This is a genomic window from Ruegeria sp. E1 (genome assembly GCF_056534225.1).
In genome coordinates this window covers 327,766-354,732 of record NZ_JBQFPE010000004.1, presented here as the reverse complement: position 1 = coordinate 354,732, position 26,967 = coordinate 327,766, and the positions used below count along the sequence as shown (strand labels likewise).

Sequence of the window (26,967 nt, the reverse complement as noted above, 5' to 3'; positions counted from 1 at the left end):
CCCTTCAGGATCAGCAACCGAAGCCGCATACATCTCGTCGTACTTCGCCGCATCAACATGCGCACGCGCAACAGTCTCCTCAGAGGGGGGACAGGACTCGGTCTCGGCAACGGCAGAAAGGCTCATGAATGTTCTCCTCCAACAAGGTCCAAACTGCGCCGGACTGGCTTGACAACCGATCCGGCAAGGTTGACCTGTTTCCTTATGGCCCGGATAATAAGGAGATCAGAAAACAAATAAATAAAATACTGTAAGATAAGGATTTGTTGGTAAATGTATTTCTTGATACCGCCAACATTTGTAAATCAAATTCTATTTGATCTAATAATATTTAATAAAAACAACATAAAGGAAGTAAATCCACTTATTCTTGGATGACAAGGTGCCTTCCGCCAACCACCACGCCGGGGTTTGATGGCCCTTGCAAAAGGCGATTGTCGTGGGGGTTGGCAGGTTCCGGGCGACGCGCTAGCTTCTGATACAAGCGCCCTGCAGAAGGGGCGCAGATAAGGGAGAGATCAGAATGAAAAAGATGCTGAGCGGTGCGGCCGTTGCCGCCCTTGGGGTGGCTTTTGTCACGGAAGCCGCAGCCACCGAATGGAACGCCTCGGTCTGGGGAAAGCGCCGTGCCTTTACCGAGCATGTTGAAAAACTGGCCGAGTTGGTCAGCGAAAAAACAGATGGCGAGTTCACTATCAACGTCAGCTATGGTGGCCTGTCGAAGCCGCGTGAGAATTTGGACGGGATCGAAATCGGCGCATTCGAAATGGCTCAGTTCTGCGCCGGATATCACCGCGATAAGAACCGCGCGATCACGGTTCTGGAGCTTCCATTCCTCGGTGTGAACAACCTGGATGAAGAAGTGGCCGTAAGTCACGCGGTTTATGATCATCCCGCCGTGAAGGATGAGATGGCGCAGTGGAACGCCAAGATCATCATGACCTCGCCCATGCCGCAATACAACATCGTCGGCACTGGCGACCCTCGCGACGAACTGGCCGAGTTTGACGGGATGCGCGTACGTGCGACTGGTGGCCTGGGCCAGGCGTTCGAAGCTGTGGGCGGCGTTCCGACCTCGGTTCCCGCGACCGAAGCCTTTAACGCGATGGAATCTGGCGTCGTGGACACGGTGGCATTTGCCCAGCACGCACATCTGTCTTTTGGTACAATCAACGAGGCAGACTGGTGGACCGCCAACCTGAACCCCGGAACGGTCAACTGCCCTGTTGTCGTAAACATCGACGCCTATGAAGCGCTGCCTACCGAGCACAAAGTGGCGCTGGACAGTTCGATCAGTGAGGCGATTGATCATTATTTGGCAAATTACGGCGGCCTTCTGGAAAAGTGGGACAGCGTTCTCGAAGAGAAAGGTGTCCAGAAAGTAACCATCGATGACGCTGTGATCGAAGAGTTCCGGACCAAGGCCGCAGATCCGATCCGTGAGAAATGGATTGCGGATATGTCGGCGCAGGGATTGCCAGCACAAGACCTTTACGATCTGGTTCAGGCCACCCTGAAACAGCAACGCGGCGGCAACTGATCGCCAGCGCCGGGCGTTTTGTAGCGCCCGGCACCTTTTCTGATCACGGAGAACCACCGGAATGGCAGGACAGGCCACGGTGTTGCAGGACGGCAGCCTTATCAGCCGTCTGGATCAACGTCTTTTAAAGCTCGAGAAATTTCTGGCCTTGCTAAGCGGTCTGGCCGTGTTTGGCCTGATGGTGCTGGCCGTGGTTTCAGTCAGTGGTCGAAACGCTCTGAATGCGCCGCTGCCGGGTTATGTGGACTGGATCGAACAGGCGATGCCGCTGATCGCATTTCTGGGTATTTCGTTCGTGCAGCGCGATGGCGGGCATATACGAATGGATATCGTGATCTCTCGCCTGCACGGGCGGGCGCTCTGGCTCTTTGAGACAATCTCGGTCGTGTTGATCCTGTTGCTGATGCTGGCGCTGGTCTGGGGCAGTTGGTCCCATTTCGATCGGTCGTTCGACTTTGGTGCCCCGCTCTGGAGCCGCGATAGTTCGATCGACATCGGTATACCCCTTTGGCCTGCCAAGCTGCTAGCGCCGGTTGCGTTTTCGGTGCTGTGCCTTCGGCTGGTGCTGCAGATTTGGGGCTATGGCAAAGCCTTTGTGCTGGGTCTTGAGCATCCCGTTGCCGTACCGCTGATTCAGGATGCAGCCGCCCAGGCCGCCGCCGAGGCGGAACAGTTCGAAGGGCGTTCGTAACTCATGGACACGATAGATATCGGACTTTGGGTCACGGGCGGTCTGCTGGTTCTTGTGGTTGTTGGAATGCGGGTGGCTTTCGCCGCTGGTCTTGCTGGTCTGGTGGGGCTGATCTGGATATTCTGGGCCAAGTTTGGCTATGACCCCGACCGGTTCGGCAAGGCGCTGACCGTGGCGGTCAAAACGGCGGGGCAGGTACCGCATTCCAAGGTCGCTTCCCATACGCTCAGCCTGATCCCGACCTTTATTCTGATCGGATACCTGGCCTACTACGCCGGCCTGACCCGGGCCCTGTTCGAGGCCGCAAAGCGCTGGATCGCATGGGTTCCGGGCGGGCTGGCTGTTTCCACGGTGTTTGCCACCGCAGGGTTCGCCGCCGTGTCTGGCGCATCTGTGGCGACCTCTGCGGTGTTTGCACGCATAGCGATCCCCGAGATGCTGTCGGTCGGTTATAACAAACAATTCGCAGCCGGTGTTGTCGCCGCAGGTGGCACGTTAGCGTCGCTGATCCCGCCCTCAGCGATCCTTGTGATCTACGCGATTATCGTCGAGCAGGATGTGGGAAAGCTGCTGCTTGCAGGCTTTATTCCCGGAGCTTTTTCAGCGGTGGTCTACGGGTTGCTGATCGTGGGCATCGCTGTGATCTTCAAATCGGTTGGCCCTCCGGTCACGGGCTTTACCTGGAAAGAGCGTTTTGTGGCGCTACCGGGTGCTTTGCCGATTGTGGCCGTTATCCTCATTATCATCTGTTTCGTCTACAATCCGTTTGGAGAGCAAGCCTGGGGCACACCAACCGAAGGCGGCGCAATCGGGGCGTTTATCGTGTTCTGCTTTGCGCTGATCAACGGGATGCGCTGGCCCGAGTTCAAGTCGGCTGTGCTGGAAACAGCAAAATTAACCGCAATGATCTTTGCGATCATCTGGGGCGTGTTGATCTATGTCCGGTTTCTCGGCTTCGCTGACCTTCCGGGTGTGTTCTCGGACTGGATCACATCGCTTGAGATGTCGCCCATGCTGATCCTGATCTGCATCCTGCTGGCCTATGCGGTGCTGGGCATGTTCATGGATGCGATCGGGATGCTGCTGTTGACTCTTCCCGTGGTCTACCCGGCAGTGATGGCCCTGAACGGGGGGGAAGCAGTCAGTGCTGCCGACAGCGCTTTTGGCATGTCCGGCCCGATGTGCGCCATCTGGTTTGGGATACTAGTCGTCAAAATGGCCGAGTTCTGTCTGATCACGCCCCCCATTGGCCTGAACTGCTTTGTTGTCGCGGGGGTCCGACCCGATCTGAGCGTGCAGGATGTTTTCAAAGGCGTCACGCCATTCTTCGTAGCAGATGCGCTGACGATTGCGATGCTCGTCGCTTTTCCCGGGATCGTTCTATATCTGCCTTCGCTTGCTGGATAGGTAGGCTATTTGCGAGGCTCTGCCTCGCGCTCCGGGATATTTGAGGACAGATGAAGCAAGGATCCCCTGCTTCATCTTTTGAGAAATACTCCGGGGGAGTCGCCAAAGGCGGCGGGGGCAGAGCCCCCATTGATCAGCTATCCAGCCCGCATCAACATCCCGAACAGATCACGGGGATCGTCCGGGTCGGCCAGCATGTCCAGCGGTTCGAAGTATTCTGTGCCCTCAATCGCTTGTTTGACAAAACGCAAAGCGGAAAAATCCTCGATCGCGAAACCGACGCTGTCAAACAGGGTGATCTGGCGATCATCGGTGCGCCCTGGTGCCTGGCCGGTCATAACCTGCCACATTTCTGTGACCGGATGATCCTCCTCCAGTGCCTGAATTTCACCTTCGATCCGCGTTTGCTCGGGGTATTCCACGAATATGTCGGAGCGCAGCAGGATGTCCTTGTGCAATTCGGTTTTTCCCGGGCAGTCACCGCCGATGGCGTTGATGTGTACACCGGGTCCAACCATGTTGTCGGTCAGAATTGTAGCGTATTTCTTGTCCGCCGTGCAGGTAGTGATGATTTGCGCGCCCTCAATGGCATCTTCCGGGGTGCTACACGAGACGACGGTCAAGCCTTTGCCCTGAAGGTTGGCGGCGCATTTCTTAGTCGCGTTCGGGTCGGTGTCATACAGCCTAACGGTTTCGATACCGCACATCGCCTTGAAGGCCAGGCACTGGAATTCAGATTGAGCGCCATTGCCGATCATTGCCATCGTAGTTGCCGATTTCGGAGCTAGATAACTGCCTACCAGCGCCGATGTCGCGGCGGTACGCAGCGCAGTCAGCATCGTCATCTCGGTCAACAAGGTCGGATACCCGGTATAGACATCGGCCAGTAGGCCAAAGGCAGTGACGGTCTGCAGCCCCTCGGATGTATTCTTGGGATGGCCGTTTACATATTTGAATCCATAGGCTTCACCATCCGAGGTCGGCATCAGTTCGATCACGCCATGCGGTGAATGCGCCGGGATTCGCGGGGTCTTGTCAAAGCTCTCCCACCGCTTGAAATCGGCCTCGATCTGGGCCGCAATCTGGGTGATCATGTCCTCGACACCAATGTGATGGACAAGGCGCATCATGTTGTCGACGGATACAAAGGGCACCAAGGCTTTGTCAGAAGGATGTGTCATCAGAAACTCCGGGTCGGGCGGTCAAAGATGCGGCGCCCCATAAGCGAGGCGGCCAGATCAACCATCAATTTTGCGGTCCGTCCGCGTTCATCAAGAAACGGGTTCAACTCGACCAGATCCAGTGAGCAGACGAGGCCGCTTTCGTGCAACAATTCCATCACCAGATGCGCCTCGCGCTCGGTCGCGCCGCCGGGAACGGTTGTCCCGACAGCCGGTGCGATTGCGGGGTCCAGAAAATCTACATCCAGTGAGACATGCAGGATCCCATTCGCTGCGCGCACCTTGTCGAGGAAAGCCAGCAAAGGGGCCTTGATGCCGTGTTCATCAATGCTGCGCATATCGGCGAGCATGGCTTGATCTTCTTCAAGTGCGGCACGTTCGGCGGGATCGACGGATCGCAATCCGATCATGCCAACGCGGTTGGTTGGAACCGGGGCGGTCAAAGGAGGGAAAGCATCAAACCCCGGTTGGCCGGTAACGTAAGCCACCGGCGTTCCGTGCAGATTTCCGCTGCTTGTGCTGTGGGGCGAGTGAAAATCGCTGTGGGCGTCCAGCCAGAGCACAAACAAAGGCCGTCCGATCTGTTCGGCATGTGCTGCCATACCCGAAACGGTTCCCATCGAAAGCGCGTGATCGCCGCCCAGAATGATCGGCAGACCGTGCTGTGCGGCGTCTTGAACTGACCGGTTGAGGGCTTTGGTCCAGCCGACGCATTCAGGAAGCGCAAACAGATGCGCATCTTCAGGCATATCAACCGGATCAGGTGACACATTCCCCATGTCGCTAACGTCATGACCAAGATCGCCAAGCGCGCTGGCGATCCCGGCAACACGATAAGCGTCGGGGCCCATACGGCAGCCCTGACGCCGTTTGCCGGAATCCATAGGCGCTCCGACCAAAATGAGAGATTTCTTATCCATATGTCTATTTACCGCCACAAGATGGGTTGCGAACAGAGGACGAATTGCTCAAAATGGAACAGAAAGTATCGAAATGGGAAATCAACTTGGACGAACTGGACAACAAGCTGCTGGCTGCCCTGCACCGGGATGCCCGTGCCTCTTTGTCTGAGCTGTCTGAAATATTAGGCGTCACCCGAACAACAGTGCGCAGCCGCCTGCAACGGCTTAAACAATCCGGAGAGATTGTGGGTTTCACCGTAGTCACCCGCAAAGGCGTTTCGGAAAGTCCGGTGCGCGGCCTGATGATGTTGGAAATCGAAGGGCGCGGAACCGAAAGGATTATGTCGCGGATCGCGGCAATGCAGCAGGTGCGGGCAGTCCATTCCACAAACGGAAACTGGGATTTGATCGCAGAGATTGGCGCTGAGACACTGGCAGAACTGGATGGAATTCTGTTTCAGATACGCCGGATGGAAGGGATTAAAAGCTCGGAAACCAATTTGCTGTTATCCACCCGCAAGGGCCGACCCTGACAAACGACTGGTAACGCTTTGACCGGTCTTGGATTTGTGTCACTGTTAGGCCAACGGCCAATCCCTGCGCGGTTGGCCCAATTGGCGCAAAGGCAGGAATGTTTCAATGAGTTCACAGGCATCACCGGATGAACCGCGCCCCGTGATTTGGGCCGAAAAACTCACCGGGCTGCTGGAAAAGCCGTTTGTCCGTATCGCGGTTCCGGTGTTGATCACCCTGATCGCGCTTGCGGTTCTGCACGACCTGTCTGCGCATGTGAAATGGTCGGATGTACAGGCGGATGTTGATGCAACGCATTGGCATCTTTTGTTTTATGCGCTGTGCTGGACGGCGCTGAGCTTTTTGTCGCTGTCGTTTTATGACGTGCTGGCGGTGCAGAGCGTGGCAGAAGGCAAAGTGCCTTTGCCGGTCGCTGGGATGGCGGGGGCAAGCGGTTATGCCGTGTCGAATTGTTTGGGGTTTTCCTACATCACCGGGACCGCGATCAGGTATCGCATCTATGCCTCGCTTGGTTTGGATTTGGGGCGCGTGGCCGGGGTGATCGCAACCTCGTGGGTGGCGTTCTGGATGGGTCTGGTTCTGATCATGGGCCTGCTGCTGACCCTGCATCCAGACGGTATATCCAAAGTCCTGCCAATCAATGAAACGATTGAGACAGCGATCGGCTTGTGCCTGCTTGTTGGTCTCGTCGTGTTGTTCATCTGGTTGTCGCGAGGCGGCCGCAGAATCAGTTTTCTCGGGATCGGTTTTGACTTGCCCGGAGGCAAACTGGCAAGCCTGCTGACGCTTGCCGCAATCGGTGATATTTTTGGCGCGTCCATGGCGCTATATGTGCTGATGCCGGACGATCTGGGCGTTGGGTATCCCTATTTCTTCACGATTTATATCGCTGCGATTGCTGTTGGTATCCTCAGCCACGCACCGGGCGGACTGGGTGTGTTCGAGGCAACTCTGATCGCGGGGCTGGGGGCGTCGGGTCGGTCCGACGTGATCGCGGCATTGTTGCTCTATCGCGTTGTCTACACATTTCTGCCCTTTGCAATTGCAACGCTTTCCATCGCCGTGGCATCGGCCTTGACCCAGCGGCACAAGATCGGCGGAGCAGCAACGTGGGTTTACCGCGCCATTCGTCCGATTGTGCCGATGGTCGCCGCCGGGGTGGCCGCCGTGGCCGGGGTGATCATGCTGGTGTCGGGCGCGTTGCCTGCCAGTTCCCAGAACCTTGGCGTATTGCGTGAGGTGTTGCCGCTGTCCTTTGTTGAGGCGTCGCATCTGGCGGGCAGTGCGGTCGGGGTGCTTTTGCTGCTGGTGTCCCGTGGCCTGTTCCGCAAGCTCTACCGGGCATGGGTTGTCGCCATGCTGCTGATGGTGGCGGGATTCTTCGCCTCGCTGGCCAAGGGGCTGGACACCCACGAAGCAGCATCGATGCTGGCCACAATCGGATTGCTTGCCTTGTTTCGGGGCGCGTTCTATCGCGTTAGCGGCGCGTCGATCTTTCGCCTGAACATTCCCTGGCTGGTCAGTGTCATAGCGTTGCTGGCCGTGATCTTCTGGATTGGGTTGTTCGCTTATTCCCATGTCCAATACGAAAACGCCCTGTGGTGGGATTTTGCGTGGAACGGAGATGCATCACGGTTTTTACGATCCAGCCTCGTCGTGGCAGTCATAGTCGGGATCGTGGCCGTGAATTCACTGTTCGGGCGTGAGATTCCGACGCCTGTGCGCACCGAAATTCCCGAAGTGGTTGAACGCCTTGCCTTTGAAAGCGAAGACACCGAGGCGCAGATTTCTTTGACGGGTGATAAACAGTTCCTGATCTCGCCTGACGATACCGCGTTTCTGGCCTATGCCGACACGGGCAACGCCCTGATTACCAAAGGAGAGCCGGTGGGGGATGAAACAGCCGGCAAACAACTGATCTGGCAACTGCGTGAGCGTGCAGATCGTGAGGGCAAGCTGTGCGCCTTTTACAGTGTTTCGACGAAATATTTGCCCACGTTTCTGGACCTTGGCCTGTCGATCCTAAAGATCGGAGAGGTCGCGCGTGTTCCGTTACATGATTTCTCGCTGGACGGAAAATCTCGTAAACGGTTCCGGCAGGCCAAGAACCGGGCCGAACGCGAGGGGTTCGTGTTCGAGATCATTCCCAAAGAGGACATGGCGCCAATTCTGCCGGAGCTTCGCCAGATATCGGATCACTGGCTGGACCAGAAGGCGGGCGAGGAAAAGGGGTTTGCCCTCGGCGGGTTCGATGATGACTACCTGTCTTACTTTGACTTTGCTGTGCTACGGGACGGGAAGACCGGCAAAATCTGGGCTTTTGCCAACCTGTTTCAAGGCGGGAACAAGTCCGAGCTGTCGCTGGATCTGATGCGCTATGAACCTGACAGCCCCAGCTTTGTGATGGATGCTTTGTTCGCGAACATGATGTTCTGGGGATCAGAGCAGGGGTTTCACTGGTTCTCACTGGGCGCGGCCCCGTTTTCCGGGATCGAAAATCGGGAATTGGCCTCGATCTGGAACCGGATCGGCGGGTTTGTCTATGAACATGGCGAACAGTTCTATCACTTCGAAGGGCTGCGAGCCTTCAAACAGAAATTCGACCCGGAATGGAGCCCCAACTATCTCGCCAGTCCCGGCGGGCTGGCGGCCCCGCGCATTCTATATGAAGTCAATATTTTGATCTCGGGCGGGTTGCGTGGGTTGACGAAATAGCCCTCAGTTCAGGCTGGCGCGGGTTGGTGTTTTTTCCAGCAGGTCGCCCCAATCGGTGCGATAGGCCATTTCGGCCAGGACCGTATCGGGCAGGAACTCTTGGTTCTGGCGGATTTGCCAGCCGCCGCCCAGCCCTTTGTAAACCGCCACCAGATTGGACGAGACCTGTTGGCGCGCTTCGATCAGGTTGGCTTGTGACCGCAGTAGGGCGGTTTGAGTGTTCAGGATACGCGAATAGCTGGCGATGCCGTCGCGATATTGATCAACGGCGATGTCCGCGGCACGGCGCGAGGCATCGACGCTTTGCTGATAGAGTGCCACCTGCTTGCGTGCTTGGGCGTATGCGACCATCGCGCTTTCGACCTCGGAATAGGCGGTCAGAACGGTGTTCTGGTAGTTTGCGATCAGTGCCTGATAAGCGGCGTCCTGTGCACGGACGTTGTTCTTGATCCGGCCATAGTTCAGCACATTCCAGACAACGCCTGCGCTAGACAAGCCGGTCAGACTGTTAGAGCTGAACAGATCACGCCCGCCTGACGCCTGCAACCCGACCGAGCCGGACAGGATAAATTGCGGATACAGATCGGCCATCGCGATGCCGACCTGAGCCGACTGCGTGGCGGCGGCCAATTCGGCGGCGCGCACGTCCGGACGGCGGCGCAACAGCTCGGCGGGCACACCCACGGCGACGTTGGATCGCGCCGTGGGGATGCGCCCCGAATTGCCAAGCAGGCCCGTCATGCGTGATGGAGTCGTCCCTAACAGAACCGCCAAAGTGTTCTTGGCCTGTTGCAAATCGCTTTCAAGTTCCGGCACCAGCGCCTTGGTGTTGCTGAGCAGGGCGGTGGATTCCTGCACGTCCAACTCGGTCGTCACACCGTTATTGAAACGCAACTTGGTCAGGTCCAGCGATTCCTGCTGTAGCTGGATGTTTTCGCGCGCGACGCCCAATGCCTCTTGCAGGGACCGGATGTTGATATACAGCGCCGCGACATCGCCCGTAAGTGTGACCAGCGCGTCGTCATAGTTGGCCACCTGCAACGCCAGATTGGACCGCGCCGCCTGCACACCGCGACGTTGTGCGCCCCAGACATCAAGCTCCCACTGGGCGTCGAACCCGACCTGCGAGGTTGAGAATTCGGTATCCAGCGGGATGATGCGCCGGATATCGGAAATCGGGCCAAGGTTCTCGCTGATCCTTCGTTGCTGCAACGATCCGCCTGCAGCCTGTGATTGCGGGTACAACTCGCCAAAAGCGATACCCAACTGCGCGCGGGCTTGCAGCACCCGCGCACCGGCAACTTGAAGGCTGAGGTTTTGCGCATAGGCCTCGGCGATCAGCTTGTTCAGCGTCGGGTCGTTGAAGGTCTGCCACCATTTGACCACCGGCGCGCTGCGTGAGGTCAGGCCGCTGGCATTGGCGCTGGGGCTATTGACCTCAATCCATTGTTTTACGACCGGAGAGTTTGGGCGCACGAAATCCGGCCCCACCGGGGCGCAGGCGGTGAGGGTGGCAGCGCAAAGGGCAGTACCCAGCAACCGGCGGAGTGTCATGGCGCGCATCCTCAAATATCCAGTGGTCGGATGAAGTTGGCGAAGGAGTAGAGGCGAATGTTGATGCGCCGCAGAAACTCGAAACTCTTGCCCTGACCGGTATAGATCGCCACGGCAGCATGGCCACCGGCAGGGAAAGTGTGGCCTTCGGGCACGTCCACGGTGATCTGAACCGCGATCCGGCCCGGTATCTTGGGCAGCTCAAAGCCGGGCAGGCGGCCCGAGGGCAGATATTGCCCTTGACGGGTGGCCCACCAGATCGCCTCGACCTTACCGGTTAGAATTTCGCCGGGATAAAGGTCCAGCGCGACCTCGACCGGTTGGCCGGGTTCGACAAATTTCAGGTTCTGCTGGCGGAACGTGGCTAGGATATAAGGGTCATCCTCGGTCACGAAGCTGGCGATTGCACCAAGCCGGATATCACCCACAACCAGACCTGGTCGGGCCTGCTGCGAAACGATCATGCCGTTTTCGGGGGCGTAGATCGTGGTGTTTTCCAGAAAATACTCGGCCTCGGCCAATTGCGCCTGCGCTTGAAGGATGCCGGTATTTACCCCGTCGATCTGCGAGGCAAGCGCCAGATTGGCTTTTTCCAGATTGGCCTCGGCCTGTTTGATCTGCGCCTGATCCTCGGCCACCTGTTCGGTCCAGCGATCCAGCTCATCCTGCCGCGCTCCGCCAGCAGGCACGAGATTTTCATACCGCGCCTGCTCGGTCAGGGCATAGGTCAGTTGCGCATTGGCGCGTTCAACCGCCTCGGTTTTTGCGATTACGTCCTGTTCAAGGATCTTGGCGTTCTGCTGGGCCGCAACCAGTTGCGCCTGTGCGTTGTCGACAGCCAGCGAAAATACCGTGTCATCAAAGCGATAGAGCGGTTCGCCCTTGGTTACGATGGTGTTCGGCTCAACCAGAACTTCGGTCAGGATCGTGGGCTGGGTCAGCTTGGGAACGATTTGGATGGTCGAGCGGACTACGTGGCTGTCTACCGAAAACGGCTGGAAAAAGCGCAGCGCGACCAGAAAGATCAGCAACAGATGCGCGCCCACCCAGAATGAGACGATACCCCAGGTGATGTTGAACTTCAGCCACTGCGCCTTGAAGAAGATGAACCAGACGAAGATGATGTAAAAGAGCGTGATGCCCAGGGCGACGAACATTTTATGTGTATTCCTTAGGTCTTAGCTCTTTTGAGTGTCGTCGGACGCGGGTTGGTATTCATCCTTAACTTTGCCGCCCAACCGTTCGATATCCTTGCGGATCGCGTCCTTTTCTTCGTCAGGACCACGGCGTATGTCGACCGTCACGCCGTCATGAAAGGCCCACATAAAGGCGTGCACCCAAGGCACCACGGCCAGAAAACCCATCCAGCCCATGATTTTTACCGCTTCGGCATGGGGGTGATTGCGTTTGATCGCAATGCGCCCCGGCAGACCCATCAGAAAAAGAAACAGCGCCATGACCGCTGCAAGCAGCAGGATCAGTGCAACAAAAGTCAGGTAGTCGTAATAGCCAAGTGGTTGCCCTAGAAGTCCCATGCTCGTGCCTCCGTTCGGGAAGGTTGCCCTATCCTCAGATGTTGGTGCCCACTTCGTCAATCAGTTTATCGCTCAAGTGTTGGACTGAGCGAATATCCATTGCTTAACGCTTATCAACATTCAGCGAGCGAGCAGAAAAAGGCCCCGCGTTTTCGCGAGGCCTTTGACATTTCATTACAGAATTACGCTGCTTCGTCTGCCGATGTAGATCCGCCTTTGCTGCCTTTGATCCACTCGCGCAGGCCCTGCATGACTGCATAGAGAACCGGTACCAGGATCACGCCGAACAGCGTGGCCGCCAGCATTCCACCAAAGACCGCGACGCCGATGGCTTTCTGGCTAGCGGCCCCAGCGCCGTTCGCTGCAAGCAGAGGCACTACCCCCAGCAGGAACGAAAGAGCCGTCATCATCACCGCGCGGAAACGCTGATGCGCGGCCTCGGCGGCAGCATCCCGGATCGACAACCCATTGGCACGCTGCTCCATGGCGAACTCGACGATCAGAATACCGTTCTTCGAGGCCAGCCCCACCAGCATGATCATCCCGATCTGCGTGTACAGGTTGATGTCACTGCCCACGATGGCCACCGCCGCAACGGCCCCAAACAGGGCCACGATCACCGACAGCAAAATGGACACCGGCATCGTCCAGCTTTCGTATTGCCCAACGAGGAACAGATACCCAAACAGGATCGCCAGACCGAGGATGACAACGACCAGACCGCCAGAGGCCAACTGCTGCTGCGCCGTTCCGGTCCATTCAAAGGCATATCCCGGGGGCAGGGCGGTTGCCGATTCCTCGGTCATAACGTTGATCGCGTCGCCGGTCGAAAGCCCCGGGGCAGGGACGGCAGTAACGGTCGCCGAGCGGAAAAGGTTATGCCGCTTCAACAAGACCGGGCCCAGCACGTTTTCGACATCAATCAGCGTGCCCAGCGGTACCATCTCACCCTTGGTCGAGCGAACATAGAGGTTCGAGATATCCTCGACATTGTTCCGATACGAACCTTCAGCCTGAATCATTACGCGATAGACCCTGCCAAACAGGTTGAAGTCATTCACATAGTACGATCCCAACTGCGCCTGCATGGTCTGGAATATTTCGGCGACCGAGACCTGCAAAGTCTTGGCCTTTTCCCGGTCCAGATCAACGAACAACTGCGGCACGTTGGCCCGGAAGGTGGTATAGGCCTGACCGATCTCGGACCGTTGATTGGCCGAGTAGACGAACGAACCAACCGCCGAGGCCAGATCCTGAGGCGTGCCGCCTCCGGTTTGCTGAACCTCCATTTCGACGCCTGCGGACATACCGAGACCCTGAATTGGTGGCGGGTTGAAGGCCACGATCGAAGCTGCGGATTCTCCGTTTGCGATGGCCAGAACCTTCCCGAGGATGGCATTTGCGCTCAGGTCATCCTCTTGCCGGTCATCCCAGTTGTCGAGGTTCACAAAGATCGCGGCCCCATTCGTCGTTGTTCCGTTCAACAGCGAAAAGCCGTTGATCAGAACTGTGCTCGCTACGCCGGGAATTTGCTGGATCTGCTCGTCAACGCGGGCAGAGACGGTTTCGGTGCGCTCAAGTGTGGCGGCGTCCGGCAGTTGAATGTCAACGAAGAGATAGCCGTTATCCTCAAGCGGGATAAACCCCTTGGACGTGTTGCCCATGATGGTGCCGGTTCCCGCGGCGAAGGCGGCGATGATGCCCAGCGAGATGACAGGCAGGATCAACAGCTTGCGGACAATCGCGGTATAGCCGTTGCGTACGGAGCCGATGAATCCTTCAAATACTGCCAAAAGTCCTTTGGGCGGCCCGGATCGTGCGCGCAGTACCAAGCCGCACAAGGCAGGGGACAGTGTAAGCGCGTTGATCGACGAGATCACAACAGCGGTCGAGATCGTCACAGCGAATTGCGAATAAAGCCGCCCCGAAATGCCGGGCATGAAAGTGACGGGAACGAACACTGCCAGCAAAACCAGAGTGGTTGCAATTACGGGCCCGGTGATCTGCCCCATCGCTTTGCGCGTGGCTTCGGCGGGGGGCAGGCCCTCATCCGCGATGATCCGTTCGACATTTTCAACCACAACGATTGCGTCATCCACCACGATCCCGATGGCCAACACCAGCGCAAACAGTGAGATTGTGTTCAGCGACATGCCGAATGCCAGCAAAAAGGCAAAAGTGCCGATCAGTGAGACTGGAATAGCGACGGCGGGAATGATCGTTGCGCGCCAACTACCCAGAAAGACAAAGACGACGGAGATTACCAGAATGAAGGTCAGGATCAGGGTTGAAACCACATCGTTCAGCGACTGTTCCACAAAGTCCGTGGTGTTGAAGGGAACCTGAAATTCCACATCCGTGGGGAATGATCGGGACAGGCGTTGCAATTCGGCCTCGACCCGGTCGGATACGGCCAGAGCGTTCGCGCCGGGGGCCTGATAGATGCCGATGACGGTGGCGGGGACGCTATCGAAGTAGCCCGATGCGGCGTAGTATTCGGCGCCCAGTTCGACCCTAGCTATGTCCCGAACCCTGACAATCGAACCCGCGTCACCGGTGCGGATGACAATATCGCCAAACTCAGCCGCCGAGGTCAGGCGGCCTTTGGTCTTGATCGTGTACTGAAATGTCTGACCTTCGGGAACGGGTGGGGCGCCGATGGAACCAGCAGATACTTCGATATTCTGCTCGCGAATGGCGTTGATCACATCACCCGGCGTGATCGACAATGCGGCCATCTTGTCCGGGTCCATCCAGATCCGCATTGCGTATTCCAGATTGGTCAGAACATCCGCCTTACCAACGCCCTGAACCCGCGCTAGCGCGTCTTTCAGGTTGATCGACGCATAGTTGGACAAGAACACACTGTCATAGGTTTCATTGGGCGAGGTCAGCGTGACCAGCAACAGCATGTTGGTGGACGCTTTTTGCGTCACCACACCTGACGAGGTCACCTCGGATGGCAGGGATGACATGGCCTGCGCCACGCGGTTCTGCACGTTGACCGAGGCGATATCGGGGTCCGTGCCCACCTCGAACGTAATGTTCAATGAATACGAACCGTTATCCGCCGAAGTTGACGTCATATAGATCATGTCGTCCACACCGTTGACCTGCGCCTCGATCGGGGCGGCCACAGTGTTTTCCACGGTTTCGGCGTTGGCGCCTGTGTAGGTGGTCGTCACGCTGACCACGGGCGGCGTGATGTCCGGGAACTGGGCGACCGGCAGAACCATATAACCGATGCCACCCATGATCGTCAGGACAAGCGAGATAACGAGGGCCAGCTTTGGCCGACTGATGAACAGGGCAGAGAACATCAATTATTCTCCCGGCTGTTCAGAGGCAACAACCGCGTCGACGGCGACGCCCGGTCGAACCCTTTGCAAACCTTCGACAATCACGCTTTCGCCTTCGCGCAGTCCATCGAGGACGATCACGGCGGATTCCACGTTGTCCCCGGTGGTAATGTACCGTTGTTCGACCATCTGCTTGTCGTTGACCACAAGAACAAACTCGCCCCGCTGATCGCGTTGCAACGCGGCTTGAGGGATCAGAACCTGCAAGGTAGGCTCAAGCGCTTCGATCTTCACGCTCAGGAACGCGCCGTCGATGATCAGGCGGTTGGTGTTGTCGAACTCGGCCCGCACGGTAATCGCGCCAGTCAGCGGGTCGATACGGTTGTCAACAAATACGATCCTACCGGTTTCATCCAGATCTGTGCCATTGGGCAGGGTCACATGTACATTCGGGCTTTTGTTGCTTTCCGCAAGCGAGGATGCGCTTTCGCCATATTGTTCGAGAACCGAGGTGAACTGTTTTTCGTTCAGCGAGAAATTTACATAGATCGGCGCTTCGCTGACCAGATTGACCAGCGGTGGGTTTGTCGGCCCAACCACGTCACCCACGCTGGTCGCAACACGTCCGATGCGTCCGTCAAAGGGGGCGTGGATTTCGGTATAGCTCAGGTCAAGCTGGGCTTGCTGGATCGCCGCGTTTGCGGCTTTGACCTCGGCCTCGGCGACCAATTCGTTGGCGCGCGCAATGTCGCGCTCGGATTCAGGCGTCGCGTCGCGCTTGTACAATTCTTCTTTTCGCGCCAGATCAACCTTGGCCAGTTCCAGATTAGCCTCGGCGCGGTCCAGATCAGCTTTGCGCGCATCAAGAGTGGCCTGATAAAGGTCGGGTTCGATGGTGAACAGCAGATCATCTTTCTTGACCAGCGCCCCGTCTTCCACGTTCTGCGTTTCCAGAAAACCGTTGACGCGTGCGACGATGTCGACCTTGTTGATCGCCTCGGCGCGTCCAATGAATGCAGCCTCTTCGGTGATTTCCTGGGTATAGGCGGCGGCAATCGAGACCTTGGGTGGAGGAGCGTCGCTCTGGTCCTGAGCGGAGGCTGATAGTGCAAAGCCCAGGCAGGCAATCGTAGCCAGTGCCCCGGCTTGCCTGCATTGGCAGAGTTTCGAGTTCAGATAAGCAAAAGACATTGCGACGCCCCGTTCAAACCAAGAATTGCCCGCCCGGACGCCCAAGGCGTACGGACGAGTCGTATTAATTTGAGATAAGGATGGCCGTTTTGGTTTGATTTCTCAAGCGCGATGACACCAGAGATTCAGTGACAGGCGCTTAAATTTCCATTTTGCGCGGCAGACTTATGGTGATTGGGCGCCATGCGAAACGGATCTTTGCCACCTAAACGCGGGCGTGGTTTCGCCTCGAGTACGGAATCCGGGGGCCGATGCGCCCCCCGATGCCAAAACTCAAAATCGGACGCTAGTCGCGGGTTCCGGCAAAGCGGTTTTGCCAGTCCTCGCGCTGTTCGTCGGTGATCTTGGCGAACAGGACATCCGGGACCGAGAATTCGTGATCCGCAGGCAGGGCGTTCAGCGCGGCCTCGACATCATCGGGCCAGCCGGTGTCCAGCGTGTTCATCGCGCTCAGCATTCTGGCCGAGGTTTCGGGAACGAACGGTGCGCTGAGAACGGCATAGAGGCGGATCAGGTTCAGGCCCAAACGCACCTGCGCAGCGGCCTGTTCCGGGTCTTCCTTGAAGGTCGACCAAGGCGCTGCCGATTGCAGATATTCGTTACCCGCAACCCAGATCGCCCGCAATTCCTGCGCGGATTTGCGTACTTCCATGGCTTCCATGAAGCCCTCATAGGCGCGCACGCGACGGGTCAACTCAGCGATCAGAGTCTGTTCACGCTCACCAAAAGTGCCGCCTTGCGGAACGGCCTCGCCGAATTTTGAGCGGCAGAACTTAGTGATCCGGCTGACGAAATTGCCCAATACATCGGCCAAATCCTTGTTCACGGATTGCTGGAAGTTCTCCCACGTGAACTCGCTGTCGCTGCTTTCGGGCGCATGGCTCAGCAGCCACCAGCGCCAGTAGTCGGCGGGCAGTATCTCCAGCGCTTGATCCATGAACACGCCGCGCCCTTGGCTGGTCGAAAACTGGCCGCCATCGTAGTTCAGGTAGTTAAACGATTTTAGGTGGTCGACCATCTTCCACGGCTCGCCCGAGCCCAGAATGGTCGCCGGGAAGGACAGCGTATGGAAGGGCACGTTGTCCTTGCCCATGAACTGCACATAACGCACATCATCCGCGCCTTTGTCGGTGCGCCACCAGCGCTGCCAGTCGGCATCGGTTTTGCCAGTGGAATCAGCCCATTCCTTGGCGCAGGCAATGTATTCGATGGGGGCATCGAACCAGACATAAAAGACCTTGCCTTCCATTCCCGGCCAATCCTGATCGCCCTTCTTGACCGGCACGCCCCAGTCCAGATCGCGGGTAATGCCACGATCTTGCAGCCCGTCGCCGTCATGCAGCCATTTCTTGGCAATCGAAGTGGTCAGGATCGGCCAGTCAGCTTTGCTGTCGATCCACGCATCCAACTGATCTTTCATCGCGGATTGGCGCAGGTATAGGTGTTTGGTCTCGCGCACCTCAAGATCAGTCGACCCTGAAATGGCCGAGCGGGGCTCGATCAGATCGGTCGGGTCCAGCTGTTTGGTGCAGTTCTCGCACTGATCGCCACGCGCGCGATCATATCCGCAGTTGGGGCAGGTGCCCTCGATATAGCGGTCGGGCAGAAAGCGACCATCTGCATTGGAGTAAACCTGTTTCTCGCTGACTTCTCTGATCAGCCCAGCCTCATCCAGTTTGCCCGCAAAATGCTGGGTCAGATGCTTGTTCTGCTCACTCGAGGACCGTCCAAAGTGATCAAAGCTGAGGCCAAAGCGGTTGGCGATATCGGCCTGCACCGCATACATATCAGCGCAATACTCAGCCACTGGCTTGCCCGCTTTCGCTGCGGCCAATTCGGCGGGTGTACCATGTTCGTCGGTGGCACACAGGAACATGACCTCGTTCCCCCGGCCACGCTGATAGCGCGCGTACAGGTCAGCAGGCAGCTGCGAGCCAATCAGATTGCCGAGGTGCTTGATCCCGTTGATGTAAGGGATCGCCGAGGTGATGAGAATCCGAGCCATTTTGTGTGTCCACGTAACTGTCTGCGCGCTCGTCTATCTTATGTGACCGGTCAGCAAAAGCCCGGTTTGGCGGTTATCCGGCCTAAATGCTGTGTACGGGCGGGTTAAACCTGACCTTCGCGCAATATTCGCCAATGGTGTATGATGATGTCGCACATTGACCATGGGGGGTGACATGAGGCGATTTCTGGCTCATCGCATTATTCAATTGTCTGCAATTCTCTGTTTCAACATGTGCGCGATGCAGAGTGTTCTGGCGGATCAGGGTAAGGCGCTGGACGCGGTTGATCGGTTCGACAAAGCAATGCTGTCGATTTTCCACCGCGGTCAGGATGCACTGACAGCGCAAACGCGACCCGTTATGGTGATCGCCCGGGATGTGACGATCCTGACCGGGGATGATCAGATATCGTTTCCCAGAGGCGCGCCTGACTACCTGATTTTCAAGTCTACGTCGCATGTTCTTCTGGGGATTATCGGTGCGGTTACGCCTTGGCCCGAAGAGGGTGCCGATGATGTGCGGTGGAAAACGGATTTTGCCGCCATCGTACAGGAAATCGACGCGCTGCTGCCGTGGATCGATAACCTGGACCTGCCGAAAGAGGAGCGAGCCCGGCAGCGACAAATGCTGGAAGTTGCGCAAGCCTTCGTGAGCAAAGCGGTCAAGCGCGGTACGCTGACCCGGCAAGAGGTATCAGACGCGATCAACGATATGCGTCCCGTCTGGGCCGCTAACATGCGCGAAGCGGCGCGGGCCGAGCTTTCAACCTTGCACAAGGCTGTATCGGACGCGCGCGCGGCAGTCAGTAAGGATGTTTGGGAAGACATGTATGTGGTTCATCACGGCGGGTCTAATGTAACCGGGATCAATGTCGTTGAACTGTATCTTGAGCGCGTGATGCCTCAGAAGGTCGCTGCGGGTCAGGTAATGTTTGCAGAGAATGCACATGGAACCAAGGCAATGGCGGACTTTGTCGGTTATGAGAAAATGCAACGTCTTGTTGGCGTGTGGGCGTTCGGCGATCCCGGGCGGATGGAAGTTGACCTGCTTGGGTACGAGGCGGGTGCTTTGCTGGACGAAATGATCCCGTCTTCGCCGCCTTTGGATTAAAATTTGTGGGCGAGGGGCAAAGCTCGCGCTTTGGATTGCGTGCGCGTACGGTAGTGATGAGGCCGGATCCCCTCGGCCTTTCTTTGTGCTCATTCCCTGCTAATGTAACAAGGTCTATTTCCAATAATTATTGGCCTGTGCCACCGTCTGAAAATTCACCGCCACGACCTGAGATGCACCGATCAGGCTTTCTGCGTCATTTGCGTATTCGGGACGCATACGGTTGCGGGCCTCGTCGTCTGGCTGCGTGAGCTTCACCGCCATGCGGGACAGTTTGATCGCCAGCGCGTAGCCTTCTTCTGGTGTTGCGGTGGAAAGGGTGGGCAGCCAGGACATTGTGGTCTCCATTTTATGTCGTGCGCGATATAAAATTCAGAGTTGACGGAGTACCTATCAAAGTCAAGGATAATATCGTGCGCGACGTAAATAGAGGTTTCCCTTGAGCATTCACGATATTCCGACACATGCCGAGGAATTATTTTGTTTCGGCGTCTACACCGCGTCTCATGCGATCAACCGGGCCTATTCGGGGCATCTGAAACAGATTGGGCTGACCTATCCTCAGTACATAACGCTGACATTGCTGTGGGAACGTGATGGCCAGAAAATCAGCGAACTGGCCCAACAATTGGGGATGGAAACCAGCACGCTGACGCCGCTTGTTCAGCGGCTCGAGGCGATGGGCAATGTGACCCGCAAACGCAATCAGACCGACGGCAGGGCGGTGGATGTCGTGCTGACCGAAGCCGGGCGGGCGCTACGAGATCGTGCGCCGACGATCACCGCCTGCATGATTGGTAAGACCGGATTGGGCCATGACGAATTGCAAACGCTGCAGACCCTGCTTTTGCGGTTGCGCGACGGGTTGCGGGGCGGCTGATCTGTCAGTCGTGGTCCTCGCGGGATCGTTTCAGCAACCGGCCGATGGTAAACGAGGTGCGCGGTGCATAGACATAGTTTGTTCGCGCGTCCGGGGTGGGTCGTGATCGCATCCTCGCCAGCCCGAACAGGATAAGAAAGACATGCCCCAGAGCGACAAAGGCGAACAGCGCACCTGGTCCGAACTGCTGGATCAGAGTGGACGAGATATACGGCGATGCAATCGCCCCCAGCGCATACCAGAACATTAGTGCAGCCGAGAGCTCGACCCGCTGCTCGGTTGTGGCAAAGTCATTGGCGTGTGCGGATGAGACCGAGAATATCGGGAAGGTGGTAAATCCGAATAAACCGGCCGCGAGCATGACGCCCGCGGTTCCCGTGCCGCTGGCCGCCATGGTTATCCCACAACTCAGCACCGCTGCGACCGACAGCCAGATCAGCACCCATCGCCGATCATATTTATCAGCCAGCCACCCCATCGGATACTGCGCCAGCGCGCCGCCCAGAACGAAAGACGCCAAAAAAAAAGCGATCTGGTCTACGCCCAATCCAACCTCTTGCCCATAGACCGGACCAACCATGCGGAACGAGGCCGAACTGAGCGCCGCCGCGATCACTCCGGCCACCGCAAGCGGCGAGCTGCGCCACGCAAGCTTGGGGCGTAGACGTGGTGCACTGGGGGTCATCGGCTGGCTTGCCCGTGTCAGGGTTAGCGGTAACAGCGAGGCGCAGCACAGGATCGCCAACAGGTTGTATGATACGTAAGAAGCAGGCGGCAAAACTGCGATGATCAACTGAGCCCCCAGTGACGCCCCCATATCGACGATGCGGTAGGTTCCCATTGCGCGGCCGCGGGTGTCATTGGTGACTTTGGCATTCAGCCAGGCCTCGATCACGGTATAAGATCCCGCAACGCACGTGCCCGAGGCGATCCGCAGCAAAGCCCAAATATTGGGGTTGTCGGTCAGCGTATGACCCAGCAGGCCCATCGCCCCAAGCGCGGTGCAGACTGCAAAGGCGCGGGAATGCCCGATATTGCCCATCAGGCGCGGGGCCCACCAGCAACCGATGAAAAAGCCCAGGAAATGCGCCGATCCCAGCAAACCGATCTGTTCCGTGCTGAACCCCAGCGTCAAGCCCGAGATCGCGTCGAGCGGCCCCACACCGCCCGTTGAAAGCTGCAACAGAATGACTGAAAGAAATAGGGCGGCAAAGGAAATGATCGTGCGCATGATGGGCAAAGCATCGCGATTGCGCCAAGGTTTGCACGTGGCAATTCGACCTTTGCGCGTCGTTTTTGCCCCTTTTGCAGTCAGGCTGACCGGTTGATTTCCGCCCGGATGTTCAACGAAACAGTATCGGCAACCAGATCGGGATAGCCGGAGGCGCCAAAAGCCTGCCGGTTCAATGCACCCTCAAGCAAGATGGACAGCGCGTCCAGATCGTCAGCCTCGCTGCCGGGTCTTCGATAGAGCGCAGCTTGCAGCGTGACCGGGTGGGTGACGCCCCGGACGGTCAGGTCTCCTGTCATGGTGGCTCCTTCCGAGATGCGGCCATTCGGGCCCAATTGTATCCGGGTCGAAGTGAAGGTGATCGTTGGAAAGTCCTTGGCGTTCAGGACACTTTGGCTCAGCATCGGGCCGCGCGCGAAGGGCAATTTGGTGCGCGCCTCGGCCACATTCAAAACCACCGTGACCTGGCTGTCCTGCAGGCGATTGACGTCAATCTTAATATCGGCTGACTGGATCGGCATGGTGCCGGATTGCGGGACCCCGGACAGATCGAAAGTAAATCCGACGTTCGTGCCGTCCGGGGTCAGTACATACGGAATCAGCGCGGCAGTCGCTGGGCGCGCCAAAGGCAGAGTCGCCAGCCCGGCGACAAGGGTTCGTCTTGTCAGGTGCGTCATGCGGGGGCCTCTTGTCTGCTGGGTCTAGATCGGCCGAGCAGGGTCAGTAATATGGCGATGTTCAGACCGTTCCATAGAATGCCGTTGATAAAGGCCAGTTGATAACTTCCGGTAAAGTCGTAAATCCAGCCCGATATCCAGCCCCCAAGCGCCATGCCGAGGATAGTCATCATCATGACAAACCCCACGCGTGCGCCGGCCTCTTGCGGCGGCATATATTCTCGGACGACCAAGACGTAGCTGGGGACAATGCCACCCTGTGCCAGCCCGAACATCAGGCTGATGACGTACAAGGACACCATCCCGTCATAGGGAAGGAACAGGAACAGCGCGATGCATTGCAGGACCGAGCCAATCAAGAGTGTATAAAGCCCGCCCAGCCGATCCGCGACCAACCCGGAGATGATCCGGCTGACCACGCCGCCCATCAGCATCAGTGACAGCATTTCGGCGCCAACAGCCGGTCCATAGCCCAGTCCCACGCAGTAAGACACGATGTGAACCTGCGGCATCGACATTGCGACGCAGCACCCGATCCCTGCCAGCCCGAGGATGTATTGCAAAGTCCGTGGCGACAGTCCGACGCTCTGAGAGCGGACTTTGGCCGCTGCGGCAGCGGTGCTGTGCGCCTCGACCGGGACCGCGCGGCGTAGCAGAAAAGACAGGGGGATCACTGTCACCAGCGTAATCAGGGCCAGGCTCAGATAAACCTGCTGCCAGCCGTCGCGCTGCAATATTCCAGCCAGCAGAGTGGGCCAGATCGCGCCCGACAGATAATTCCCGCTGGCAACCAAAGCCACCGCGATCCCGCGTTTGCGCATGAACCAGTGCGATATATCCGCGATCAGAGGTCCAAAACCGACCGAAGTGCCCAGACCTAGCAGCAGATGCGCCACCGATAGCAGGATCATGTTCGGGGCCAGCGTCGCAAGCAGATAGCTGATCGCGCTTAGCACTGCGGCCCCGATCAGCGCTCGTGTGACGCCCATCTGATCTACCAGTTTACCCAGCCACATGTTGCCAAAGGCAAAGCCGATCATCGTCAGGGTATAGGGCATCGACGCTTCAGCCCGCCCCGCACCAAACTGAGCTTCTACATCGGGCATGACGACGATCACTGCCCACATTCCCACATTCACCACCGTCGCGATGGCGAGTGTGACCAGAAGGCGGAACCACGAATAGCGGCTGTCATGGATCTGATGCGTCATGCCTGAACGCTAGGGCCGGTTCGGGTTCTTGACCAATCAAAAGTTGCGTGAACGCCAAAACGGACCGGAATGCGTGTCCTGAGCTCCAACCCTGAATGCGACAGAAATTGCAGCCGTTGCTGTTAACGGGACAATATTAGGCGGCCATTTGCGAACTGGATGTTCGAGAACCGATGCAGGTAATCCATGCCCAACAAGGACTGGTGCAACTCACCCTCATTGACCCATGCAGACACATTCGTGTCGGTAATCGGCCCCAGAGAAAGGGTTTCCAGGCGAACAGGTGCGGTGCGGACCTGTCCGTTGGCCGTGGCGGCGCGGCCGAAATAGTTCAGCTGATCCGGATCGATGCCGATGCGTTCAGCATCTTGCGAGCTGAGGACGATCTGGCTTGCTCCGGTATCGACCAGAAAGGTGATTGGCTCGCCATTCACCGTTACAGGCAGATAGTAGTGTCCGTCCGGGGCGCGGGGTACTTCGACCGTCTCGCCGGTGATGGTCATTTGCGGGGCGGGGCCAACGGAATTGCGGATGTCTTCCCAAAGACCCACGACGGCGATTGCACCGATGAATATGAAGACCCAGGCCATCGCCTGTTGCAGCGTTTTGTTCAGTGATTGCCGGTTCTGCGAGATGAACCACGCGACGACCGCCGCGCCCAGAAGGCTCAGATACGCCAAACGTGCAATGCTGTCGCCGTCCATACCGCTTTTCCACCTTGTTGCGTTGTACCCAATATGGGCACTCAGGAAGCAAATCCAAAGGCTTTGAGACCATCCAGAATAAACTGAACCGACAGCGCCGCCAGCAGCATGCCCAGCAGCCGGGTCAGAACATTCAACCCGGTTTTGCCCAGCAGCCGCGCCACCGCACCCGAGGTCAGATAAGTTACAAAAACCATCGCCACCACGATCAGCATCATTCCGATGACGATGGCCAGCCCCTCGATCCCTGGTGTTTGTCCTGCTAGCAGAATCATCGTTGCAATTGCTCCCGGACCAGCAATCAGCGGAATGCCAAGGGGGAAGACTGACGGGTCTGGATGCTCTTCCTCTTCAGCACTGTTTTCGCGGCGTTTGGTGCGGCGCTCGAACAACATGTCCAGTGCTGTCAGAAACAACAGGACACCACCGGCAACACGAAACGCTTCCATCGAGATGCCGATAAAGCTTAGCACCGCCTCGCCGAATGCGGCGAACATGGCAAGGATCCCGGCGGCCGTCAGACAGGCCCGGATCGCGATAACGCGGCGCATATGCCGGTCCATGCCTTGCGTCAGTGCAACAAAGATCGGCGTCTGTGCCGGAGGGTCGATTACCACCACCAGCGTGGTGAACGAAGTTATCAGAAAGGCTGTGTCGGTCATGCGGCTTTCTCTGCTTCTTCAAGTTTTTCAGCTGCCGCGACCCAGAGCGCTTCGGCCTTTTGCATTGCTTCGACCACTTCGGCGAATTTGCGGTTCCAGGTTTCCAAGTCGTTAATCCGATCATCCTCATAGAGCGCCGGATCGGACAGTTTCTTTGACAGCTTGTCATGCATGTCCGTCAGCTTTTCAATCCGGTCCTCGCATTTGCGCAGATCTGCGCGCAGCGCCAGCATGGTATCGCGCGAGGGGCGCCTTGGCTTGGCCGCTGGCTTTGCCTTGACTGGTTTGTCGCGGGCCAGAAGCAGCCTGCGATAAGCCTCAAGATCGTCTTCAAACGGCTTTACTGTCCCATCCGAAACCAGCCAGAGCCGATCTGCGACCAGTGACAGCAGATGCATATCGTGACTGACCAGAACGACCGCGCCGGAATAGGCGGTCAGCGCCTCGACCAGCGCTTCGCGGCTTTCGATATCCAGGTGGTTCGTAGGTTCGTCAAGAATCAACATATGGGGCCCGTCGATGGTGGCGATCAGCAGAGACAGACGTGCCTTTTGCCCGCCCGATAGACGGCCAACCACGGTTTCGGCCTGATCTGCATTCAGGCCAAACCCGGCCAGACGCGAGCGCCATTTGCCCGGCGCTTCGTCGGGGCGCAGGCGGCGCAGGTGGTCTAGCGGGGTTTCGTCAACGTAAAGCTCATCCACCTGATGCTGCGCGAAATAGCCGATGCGCAGCTTTGAACTGCGAGTCATTTTGCCCGTCATCAGGGGCAAGCGGTCCGACAGCAGCTTGGACAGGGTCGATTTCCCCTGACCGTTCTTGCCCAACAAAGCGATCCGGTCATCCTGATCGATCCGCAGGTTCAATCGGCGCAAAACCTCGGTCTCGCCATATCCGGTCACGCCACCTTCGATCTGAATGATCGGAGGGGACAGTTCCTCGGGCTCGGGGAAACTGAATGCACGCAAGGCGGCTTCTTGCGGGGTCGAGACCAGTTGGATGCGCTCGATCATCTTCAGGCGCGACTGGGCCTGTACCGCCTTCGAGGCCTTATAGCGGAAGCGATCCACAAAGCTCTGCAAATGCGCGATGCGGGCCTTGGCTTTGGCATTCTCGGATTCGGCCTGCGCCAGCCGTTCGGCCCGGCGCTCGGCGAACTTGTCATAGGGCACCGCGTAGTAGGTCAGTTTGCGATCTTCCAGATGCAGGATCGATCCCACAGCTCGGTTCAGCAGGCCACGGTCGTGGCTGATTATGATCACTGTGTGCGGATACTTGGCCAGATAACTCTCCAGCCACAGCGCGCCTTCGAGATCCAGATAGTTGGTCGGCTCGTCCAGCAACAACAGATCAGGCTGGGAAAACAGCACCGCCGCCAGCGCGACGCGCATTCGCCAACCGCCCGAGAAATCCGAACAGGGTTTCAACTGATCTTCGTCATCGAACCCCAATCCTTTGAGGATCGAGGCCGCGCGCGCCTCGGCCGACCAGGCATCAATATCGGCCAAGCGGGTCTGGATCTCGGCGATGCGGGCGGGGTCTTCAGCGCTGTCGGCTTCGGCCATCAATGCGCTGCGCTCGGTATCGGCGGCAAGCACGGTGTTGATCAGCGAAACCTCGGACGAGGGCACCTCTTGCGCCACCCCGCCGATCCGCGCGCGTTTTGGAACCGCGATATTACCCGATTCCAGTGCCAGTTCGCCCCGGATCAGGCGGAAGAGGGTGGTTTTCCCGGTCCCATTTCGACCCACAAGCCCGACCTTGTGGCCGTCGGGAATTGTAGCGCTTGCCCCATTGAACAATGGTCGGCCTTCAACCGCATAGGTGATGTCTTCGATCCGTAACATGCGCCGCTCTTATCAGAGCTGTGATGCCGCCGCCAGCGGCTTGGCATGTTCAAAATGCTGGCAATATGTTAGCGCTGATCGGGTTGCTTT

General features: G+C 57.7%; 22 protein-coding genes. 7 read left to right on the top strand and 15 right to left on the bottom strand.

Going from position 1 to position 26,967, the window contains the following annotated elements:
* Positions 1-523 precede the first annotated feature (523 nt).
* From ACR0FG_RS07205 to ACR0FG_RS07195, 3 genes are all read left to right on the top strand, one after another.
* On the top strand, positions 524-1,540 hold the full coding sequence (locus tag ACR0FG_RS07205) for a C4-dicarboxylate TRAP transporter substrate-binding protein (RefSeq protein WP_170711276.1): 1,017 nt from the start codon (positions 524-526) through the stop codon (positions 1,538-1,540).
* A 61-nt stretch (positions 1,541-1,601) separates the two neighbouring features.
* Positions 1,602-2,231 carry a TRAP transporter small permease gene (locus tag ACR0FG_RS07200; RefSeq protein WP_170711277.1) on the top strand — a complete coding sequence of 210 codons (630 nt, stop codon included), beginning with the start codon at positions 1,602-1,604 and terminating at the stop codon, positions 2,229-2,231.
* Between the two features lie 3 nt (positions 2,232-2,234).
* On the top strand, positions 2,235-3,638 hold the full coding sequence (locus ACR0FG_RS07195; protein WP_480891479.1) for a TRAP transporter large permease: 1,404 nt from the start codon (positions 2,235-2,237) through the stop codon (positions 3,636-3,638).
* 137 nt (positions 3,639-3,775) lie between these two features.
* Here ACR0FG_RS07195 and ACR0FG_RS07190 read toward each other — a convergent pair whose 3' ends face one another.
* Together ACR0FG_RS07190 and rocF are read right to left on the bottom strand one after the other, a co-directional pair.
* Positions 3,776-4,819, bottom strand: coding sequence for an ornithine cyclodeaminase (locus tag ACR0FG_RS07190; protein WP_480891477.1), 1,044 nt, complete (start codon positions 4,817-4,819; stop codon positions 3,776-3,778).
* The gene (rocF, locus tag ACR0FG_RS07185; protein ID WP_480891474.1) at positions 4,819-5,739 is read right to left on the bottom strand and encodes an arginase; all 921 of its coding nucleotides are present in this window, start codon (positions 5,737-5,739) and stop codon (positions 4,819-4,821) included. Before rocF ends, ACR0FG_RS07190 begins: the two co-directional genes overlap by 1 nt.
* An 86-nt stretch (positions 5,740-5,825) precedes the next feature.
* On the opposite strand from rocF, the gene ACR0FG_RS07180 reads away from it, so the two are divergent.
* Positions 5,826-6,254, top strand: coding sequence for an Lrp/AsnC family transcriptional regulator (locus ACR0FG_RS07180; protein ID WP_170711606.1), 429 nt, complete (start codon positions 5,826-5,828; stop codon positions 6,252-6,254).
* A 106-nt stretch (positions 6,255-6,360) separates the two neighbouring features.
* The gene (mprF, locus tag ACR0FG_RS07175; RefSeq protein WP_480891473.1) at positions 6,361-8,970 is read left to right on the top strand and encodes a bifunctional lysylphosphatidylglycerol flippase/synthetase MprF; all 2,610 of its coding nucleotides are present in this window, start codon (positions 6,361-6,363) and stop codon (positions 8,968-8,970) included.
* A gap of 3 nt (positions 8,971-8,973) precedes the next feature.
* Here the strand turns inward: mprF and ACR0FG_RS07170 are convergent, their stop codons facing one another.
* The 6 genes from ACR0FG_RS07170 to metG form a co-directional block, all read right to left on the bottom strand.
* A complete protein-coding gene (locus tag ACR0FG_RS07170) occupies positions 8,974-10,524 on the bottom strand; it encodes an efflux transporter outer membrane subunit (protein WP_480891470.1) in 1,551 nt (516 codons plus the stop codon).
* 11 nt (positions 10,525-10,535) lie between these two features.
* Complete coding sequence (locus ACR0FG_RS07165) at positions 10,536-11,681, bottom strand: HlyD family secretion protein (RefSeq protein WP_480891468.1); 1,146 nt, start codon at positions 11,679-11,681, stop codon at positions 10,536-10,538.
* A gap of 21 nt (positions 11,682-11,702) precedes the next feature.
* Positions 11,703-12,059 carry a DUF3302 domain-containing protein gene (locus tag ACR0FG_RS07160; protein ID WP_170711284.1) on the bottom strand — a complete coding sequence of 119 codons (357 nt, stop codon included), beginning with the start codon at positions 12,057-12,059 and terminating at the stop codon, positions 11,703-11,705.
* A gap of 182 nt (positions 12,060-12,241) precedes the next feature.
* Entirely contained in the window at positions 12,242-15,379 is a 3,138-nt protein-coding gene (locus ACR0FG_RS07155) for an efflux RND transporter permease subunit (RefSeq protein WP_480891465.1), read from the bottom strand.
* A 3-nt stretch (positions 15,380-15,382) separates the two neighbouring features.
* The gene (locus ACR0FG_RS07150; protein ID WP_170711286.1) at positions 15,383-16,549 is read right to left on the bottom strand and encodes an efflux RND transporter periplasmic adaptor subunit; all 1,167 of its coding nucleotides are present in this window, start codon (positions 16,547-16,549) and stop codon (positions 15,383-15,385) included.
* A 286-nt stretch (positions 16,550-16,835) separates the two neighbouring features.
* Positions 16,836-18,554 carry a methionine--tRNA ligase gene (metG, locus tag ACR0FG_RS07145; RefSeq protein WP_480891462.1) on the bottom strand — a complete coding sequence of 573 codons (1,719 nt, stop codon included), beginning with the start codon at positions 18,552-18,554 and terminating at the stop codon, positions 16,836-16,838.
* Between the two features lie 175 nt (positions 18,555-18,729).
* Here metG and ACR0FG_RS07140 point away from each other — a divergent pair, with 175 nt between their 5' ends.
* A complete protein-coding gene (locus ACR0FG_RS07140) occupies positions 18,730-19,665 on the top strand; it encodes a hypothetical protein (RefSeq protein WP_480891459.1) in 936 nt (311 codons plus the stop codon).
* A 114-nt stretch (positions 19,666-19,779) separates the two neighbouring features.
* Here ACR0FG_RS07140 and ACR0FG_RS07135 read toward each other — a convergent pair whose 3' ends face one another.
* Positions 19,780-20,001: a hexameric tyrosine-coordinated heme protein gene (locus ACR0FG_RS07135; protein WP_480891458.1), complete on the bottom strand. Its 222-nt coding sequence runs from the start codon at positions 19,999-20,001 to the stop codon at positions 19,780-19,782.
* 103 nt (positions 20,002-20,104) lie between these two features.
* Between ACR0FG_RS07135 and ACR0FG_RS07130 the strand changes: the two genes are divergently transcribed.
* Positions 20,105-20,545 (top strand): MarR family winged helix-turn-helix transcriptional regulator, encoded by a 441-nt coding sequence (locus tag ACR0FG_RS07130; protein WP_480891456.1) that lies wholly within the window; start codon positions 20,105-20,107, stop codon positions 20,543-20,545.
* A gap of 4 nt (positions 20,546-20,549) precedes the next feature.
* On the opposite strand, the gene ACR0FG_RS07125 is transcribed toward ACR0FG_RS07130, so the two are convergent.
* The 6 genes from ACR0FG_RS07125 to ACR0FG_RS07100 form a co-directional block, all read right to left on the bottom strand.
* Entirely contained in the window at positions 20,550-21,776 is a 1,227-nt protein-coding gene (locus tag ACR0FG_RS07125) for an MFS transporter (protein ID WP_170711290.1), read from the bottom strand.
* 80 nt (positions 21,777-21,856) lie between these two features.
* Complete coding sequence (locus ACR0FG_RS07120; RefSeq protein WP_480891454.1) at positions 21,857-22,453, bottom strand: YceI family protein; 597 nt, start codon at positions 22,451-22,453, stop codon at positions 21,857-21,859.
* A complete protein-coding gene (locus ACR0FG_RS07115; protein WP_480891452.1) occupies positions 22,450-23,664 on the bottom strand; it encodes an MFS transporter in 1,215 nt (404 codons plus the stop codon). The genes ACR0FG_RS07120 and ACR0FG_RS07115 overlap by 4 nt, the downstream gene beginning before the upstream one ends.
* Before the next feature lie 122 nt (positions 23,665-23,786).
* The gene (locus ACR0FG_RS07110) at positions 23,787-24,368 is read right to left on the bottom strand and encodes a retropepsin-like aspartic protease family protein (RefSeq protein ID WP_480891449.1); all 582 of its coding nucleotides are present in this window, start codon (positions 24,366-24,368) and stop codon (positions 23,787-23,789) included.
* A 41-nt stretch (positions 24,369-24,409) separates the two neighbouring features.
* On the bottom strand, positions 24,410-25,030 hold the full coding sequence (locus ACR0FG_RS07105) for a MarC family protein (protein ID WP_170711294.1): 621 nt from the start codon (positions 25,028-25,030) through the stop codon (positions 24,410-24,412).
* Positions 25,027-26,877, bottom strand: a complete 1,851-nt coding sequence (locus ACR0FG_RS07100; protein WP_480891445.1) for an ABC-F family ATP-binding cassette domain-containing protein — start codon at positions 26,875-26,877, stop codon at positions 25,027-25,029. Before ACR0FG_RS07100 ends, ACR0FG_RS07105 begins: the two co-directional genes overlap by 4 nt.
* Positions 26,878-26,967 lie beyond the last annotated feature (90 nt).

Excerpts from the sequence above, each read along its gene's own strand:
- ACR0FG_RS07135 (WP_480891458.1), bottom strand. The coding sequence starts at position 20,001 with ATGTCCTGGCTGCCCACCCTTTCCACCGCAACACCAGAAGAAGGCTAC.
- ACR0FG_RS07110 (WP_480891449.1), bottom strand. The coding sequence starts at position 24,368 with ATGGACGGCGACAGCATTGCACGTTTGGCGTATCTGAGCCTTCTGGGC.
- ACR0FG_RS07115 (WP_480891452.1), bottom strand. The coding sequence starts at position 23,664 with ATGACGCATCAGATCCATGACAGCCGCTATTCGTGGTTCCGCCTTCTG.
- ACR0FG_RS07160 (WP_170711284.1), bottom strand. The coding sequence starts at position 12,059 with ATGGGACTTCTAGGGCAACCACTTGGCTATTACGACTACCTGACTTTT.
- ACR0FG_RS07200 (WP_170711277.1), top strand. The coding sequence starts at position 1,602 with ATGGCAGGACAGGCCACGGTGTTGCAGGACGGCAGCCTTATCAGCCGT.
- ACR0FG_RS07165 (WP_480891468.1), bottom strand. The coding sequence starts at position 11,681 with ATGTTCGTCGCCCTGGGCATCACGCTCTTTTACATCATCTTCGTCTGG.
- mprF (WP_480891473.1), top strand. The coding sequence starts at position 6,361 with ATGAGTTCACAGGCATCACCGGATGAACCGCGCCCCGTGATTTGGGCC.
- ACR0FG_RS07205 (WP_170711276.1), top strand. The coding sequence starts at position 524 with ATGAAAAAGATGCTGAGCGGTGCGGCCGTTGCCGCCCTTGGGGTGGCT.
- metG (WP_480891462.1), bottom strand. The coding sequence starts at position 18,554 with ATGGCTCGGATTCTCATCACCTCGGCGATCCCTTACATCAACGGGATC.
- ACR0FG_RS07140 (WP_480891459.1), top strand. The coding sequence starts at position 18,730 with ATGAGGCGATTTCTGGCTCATCGCATTATTCAATTGTCTGCAATTCTC.
- ACR0FG_RS07190 (WP_480891477.1), bottom strand. The coding sequence starts at position 4,819 with ATGACACATCCTTCTGACAAAGCCTTGGTGCCCTTTGTATCCGTCGAC.
- ACR0FG_RS07125 (WP_170711290.1), bottom strand. The coding sequence starts at position 21,776 with ATGCGCACGATCATTTCCTTTGCCGCCCTATTTCTTTCAGTCATTCTG.
- ACR0FG_RS07195 (WP_480891479.1), top strand. The coding sequence starts at position 2,235 with ATGGACACGATAGATATCGGACTTTGGGTCACGGGCGGTCTGCTGGTT.
- ACR0FG_RS07100 (WP_480891445.1), bottom strand. The coding sequence starts at position 26,877 with ATGTTACGGATCGAAGACATCACCTATGCGGTTGAAGGCCGACCATTG.
- ACR0FG_RS07150 (WP_170711286.1), bottom strand. The coding sequence starts at position 16,549 with ATGTCTTTTGCTTATCTGAACTCGAAACTCTGCCAATGCAGGCAAGCC.
- ACR0FG_RS07105 (WP_170711294.1), bottom strand. The coding sequence starts at position 25,030 with ATGACCGACACAGCCTTTCTGATAACTTCGTTCACCACGCTGGTGGTG.
- ACR0FG_RS07170 (WP_480891470.1), bottom strand. The coding sequence starts at position 10,524 with ATGACACTCCGCCGGTTGCTGGGTACTGCCCTTTGCGCTGCCACCCTC.
- rocF (WP_480891474.1), bottom strand. The coding sequence starts at position 5,739 with ATGGATAAGAAATCTCTCATTTTGGTCGGAGCGCCTATGGATTCCGGC.
- ACR0FG_RS07155 (WP_480891465.1), bottom strand. The coding sequence starts at position 15,379 with ATGTTCTCTGCCCTGTTCATCAGTCGGCCAAAGCTGGCCCTCGTTATC.
- ACR0FG_RS07120 (WP_480891454.1), bottom strand. The coding sequence starts at position 22,453 with ATGACGCACCTGACAAGACGAACCCTTGTCGCCGGGCTGGCGACTCTG.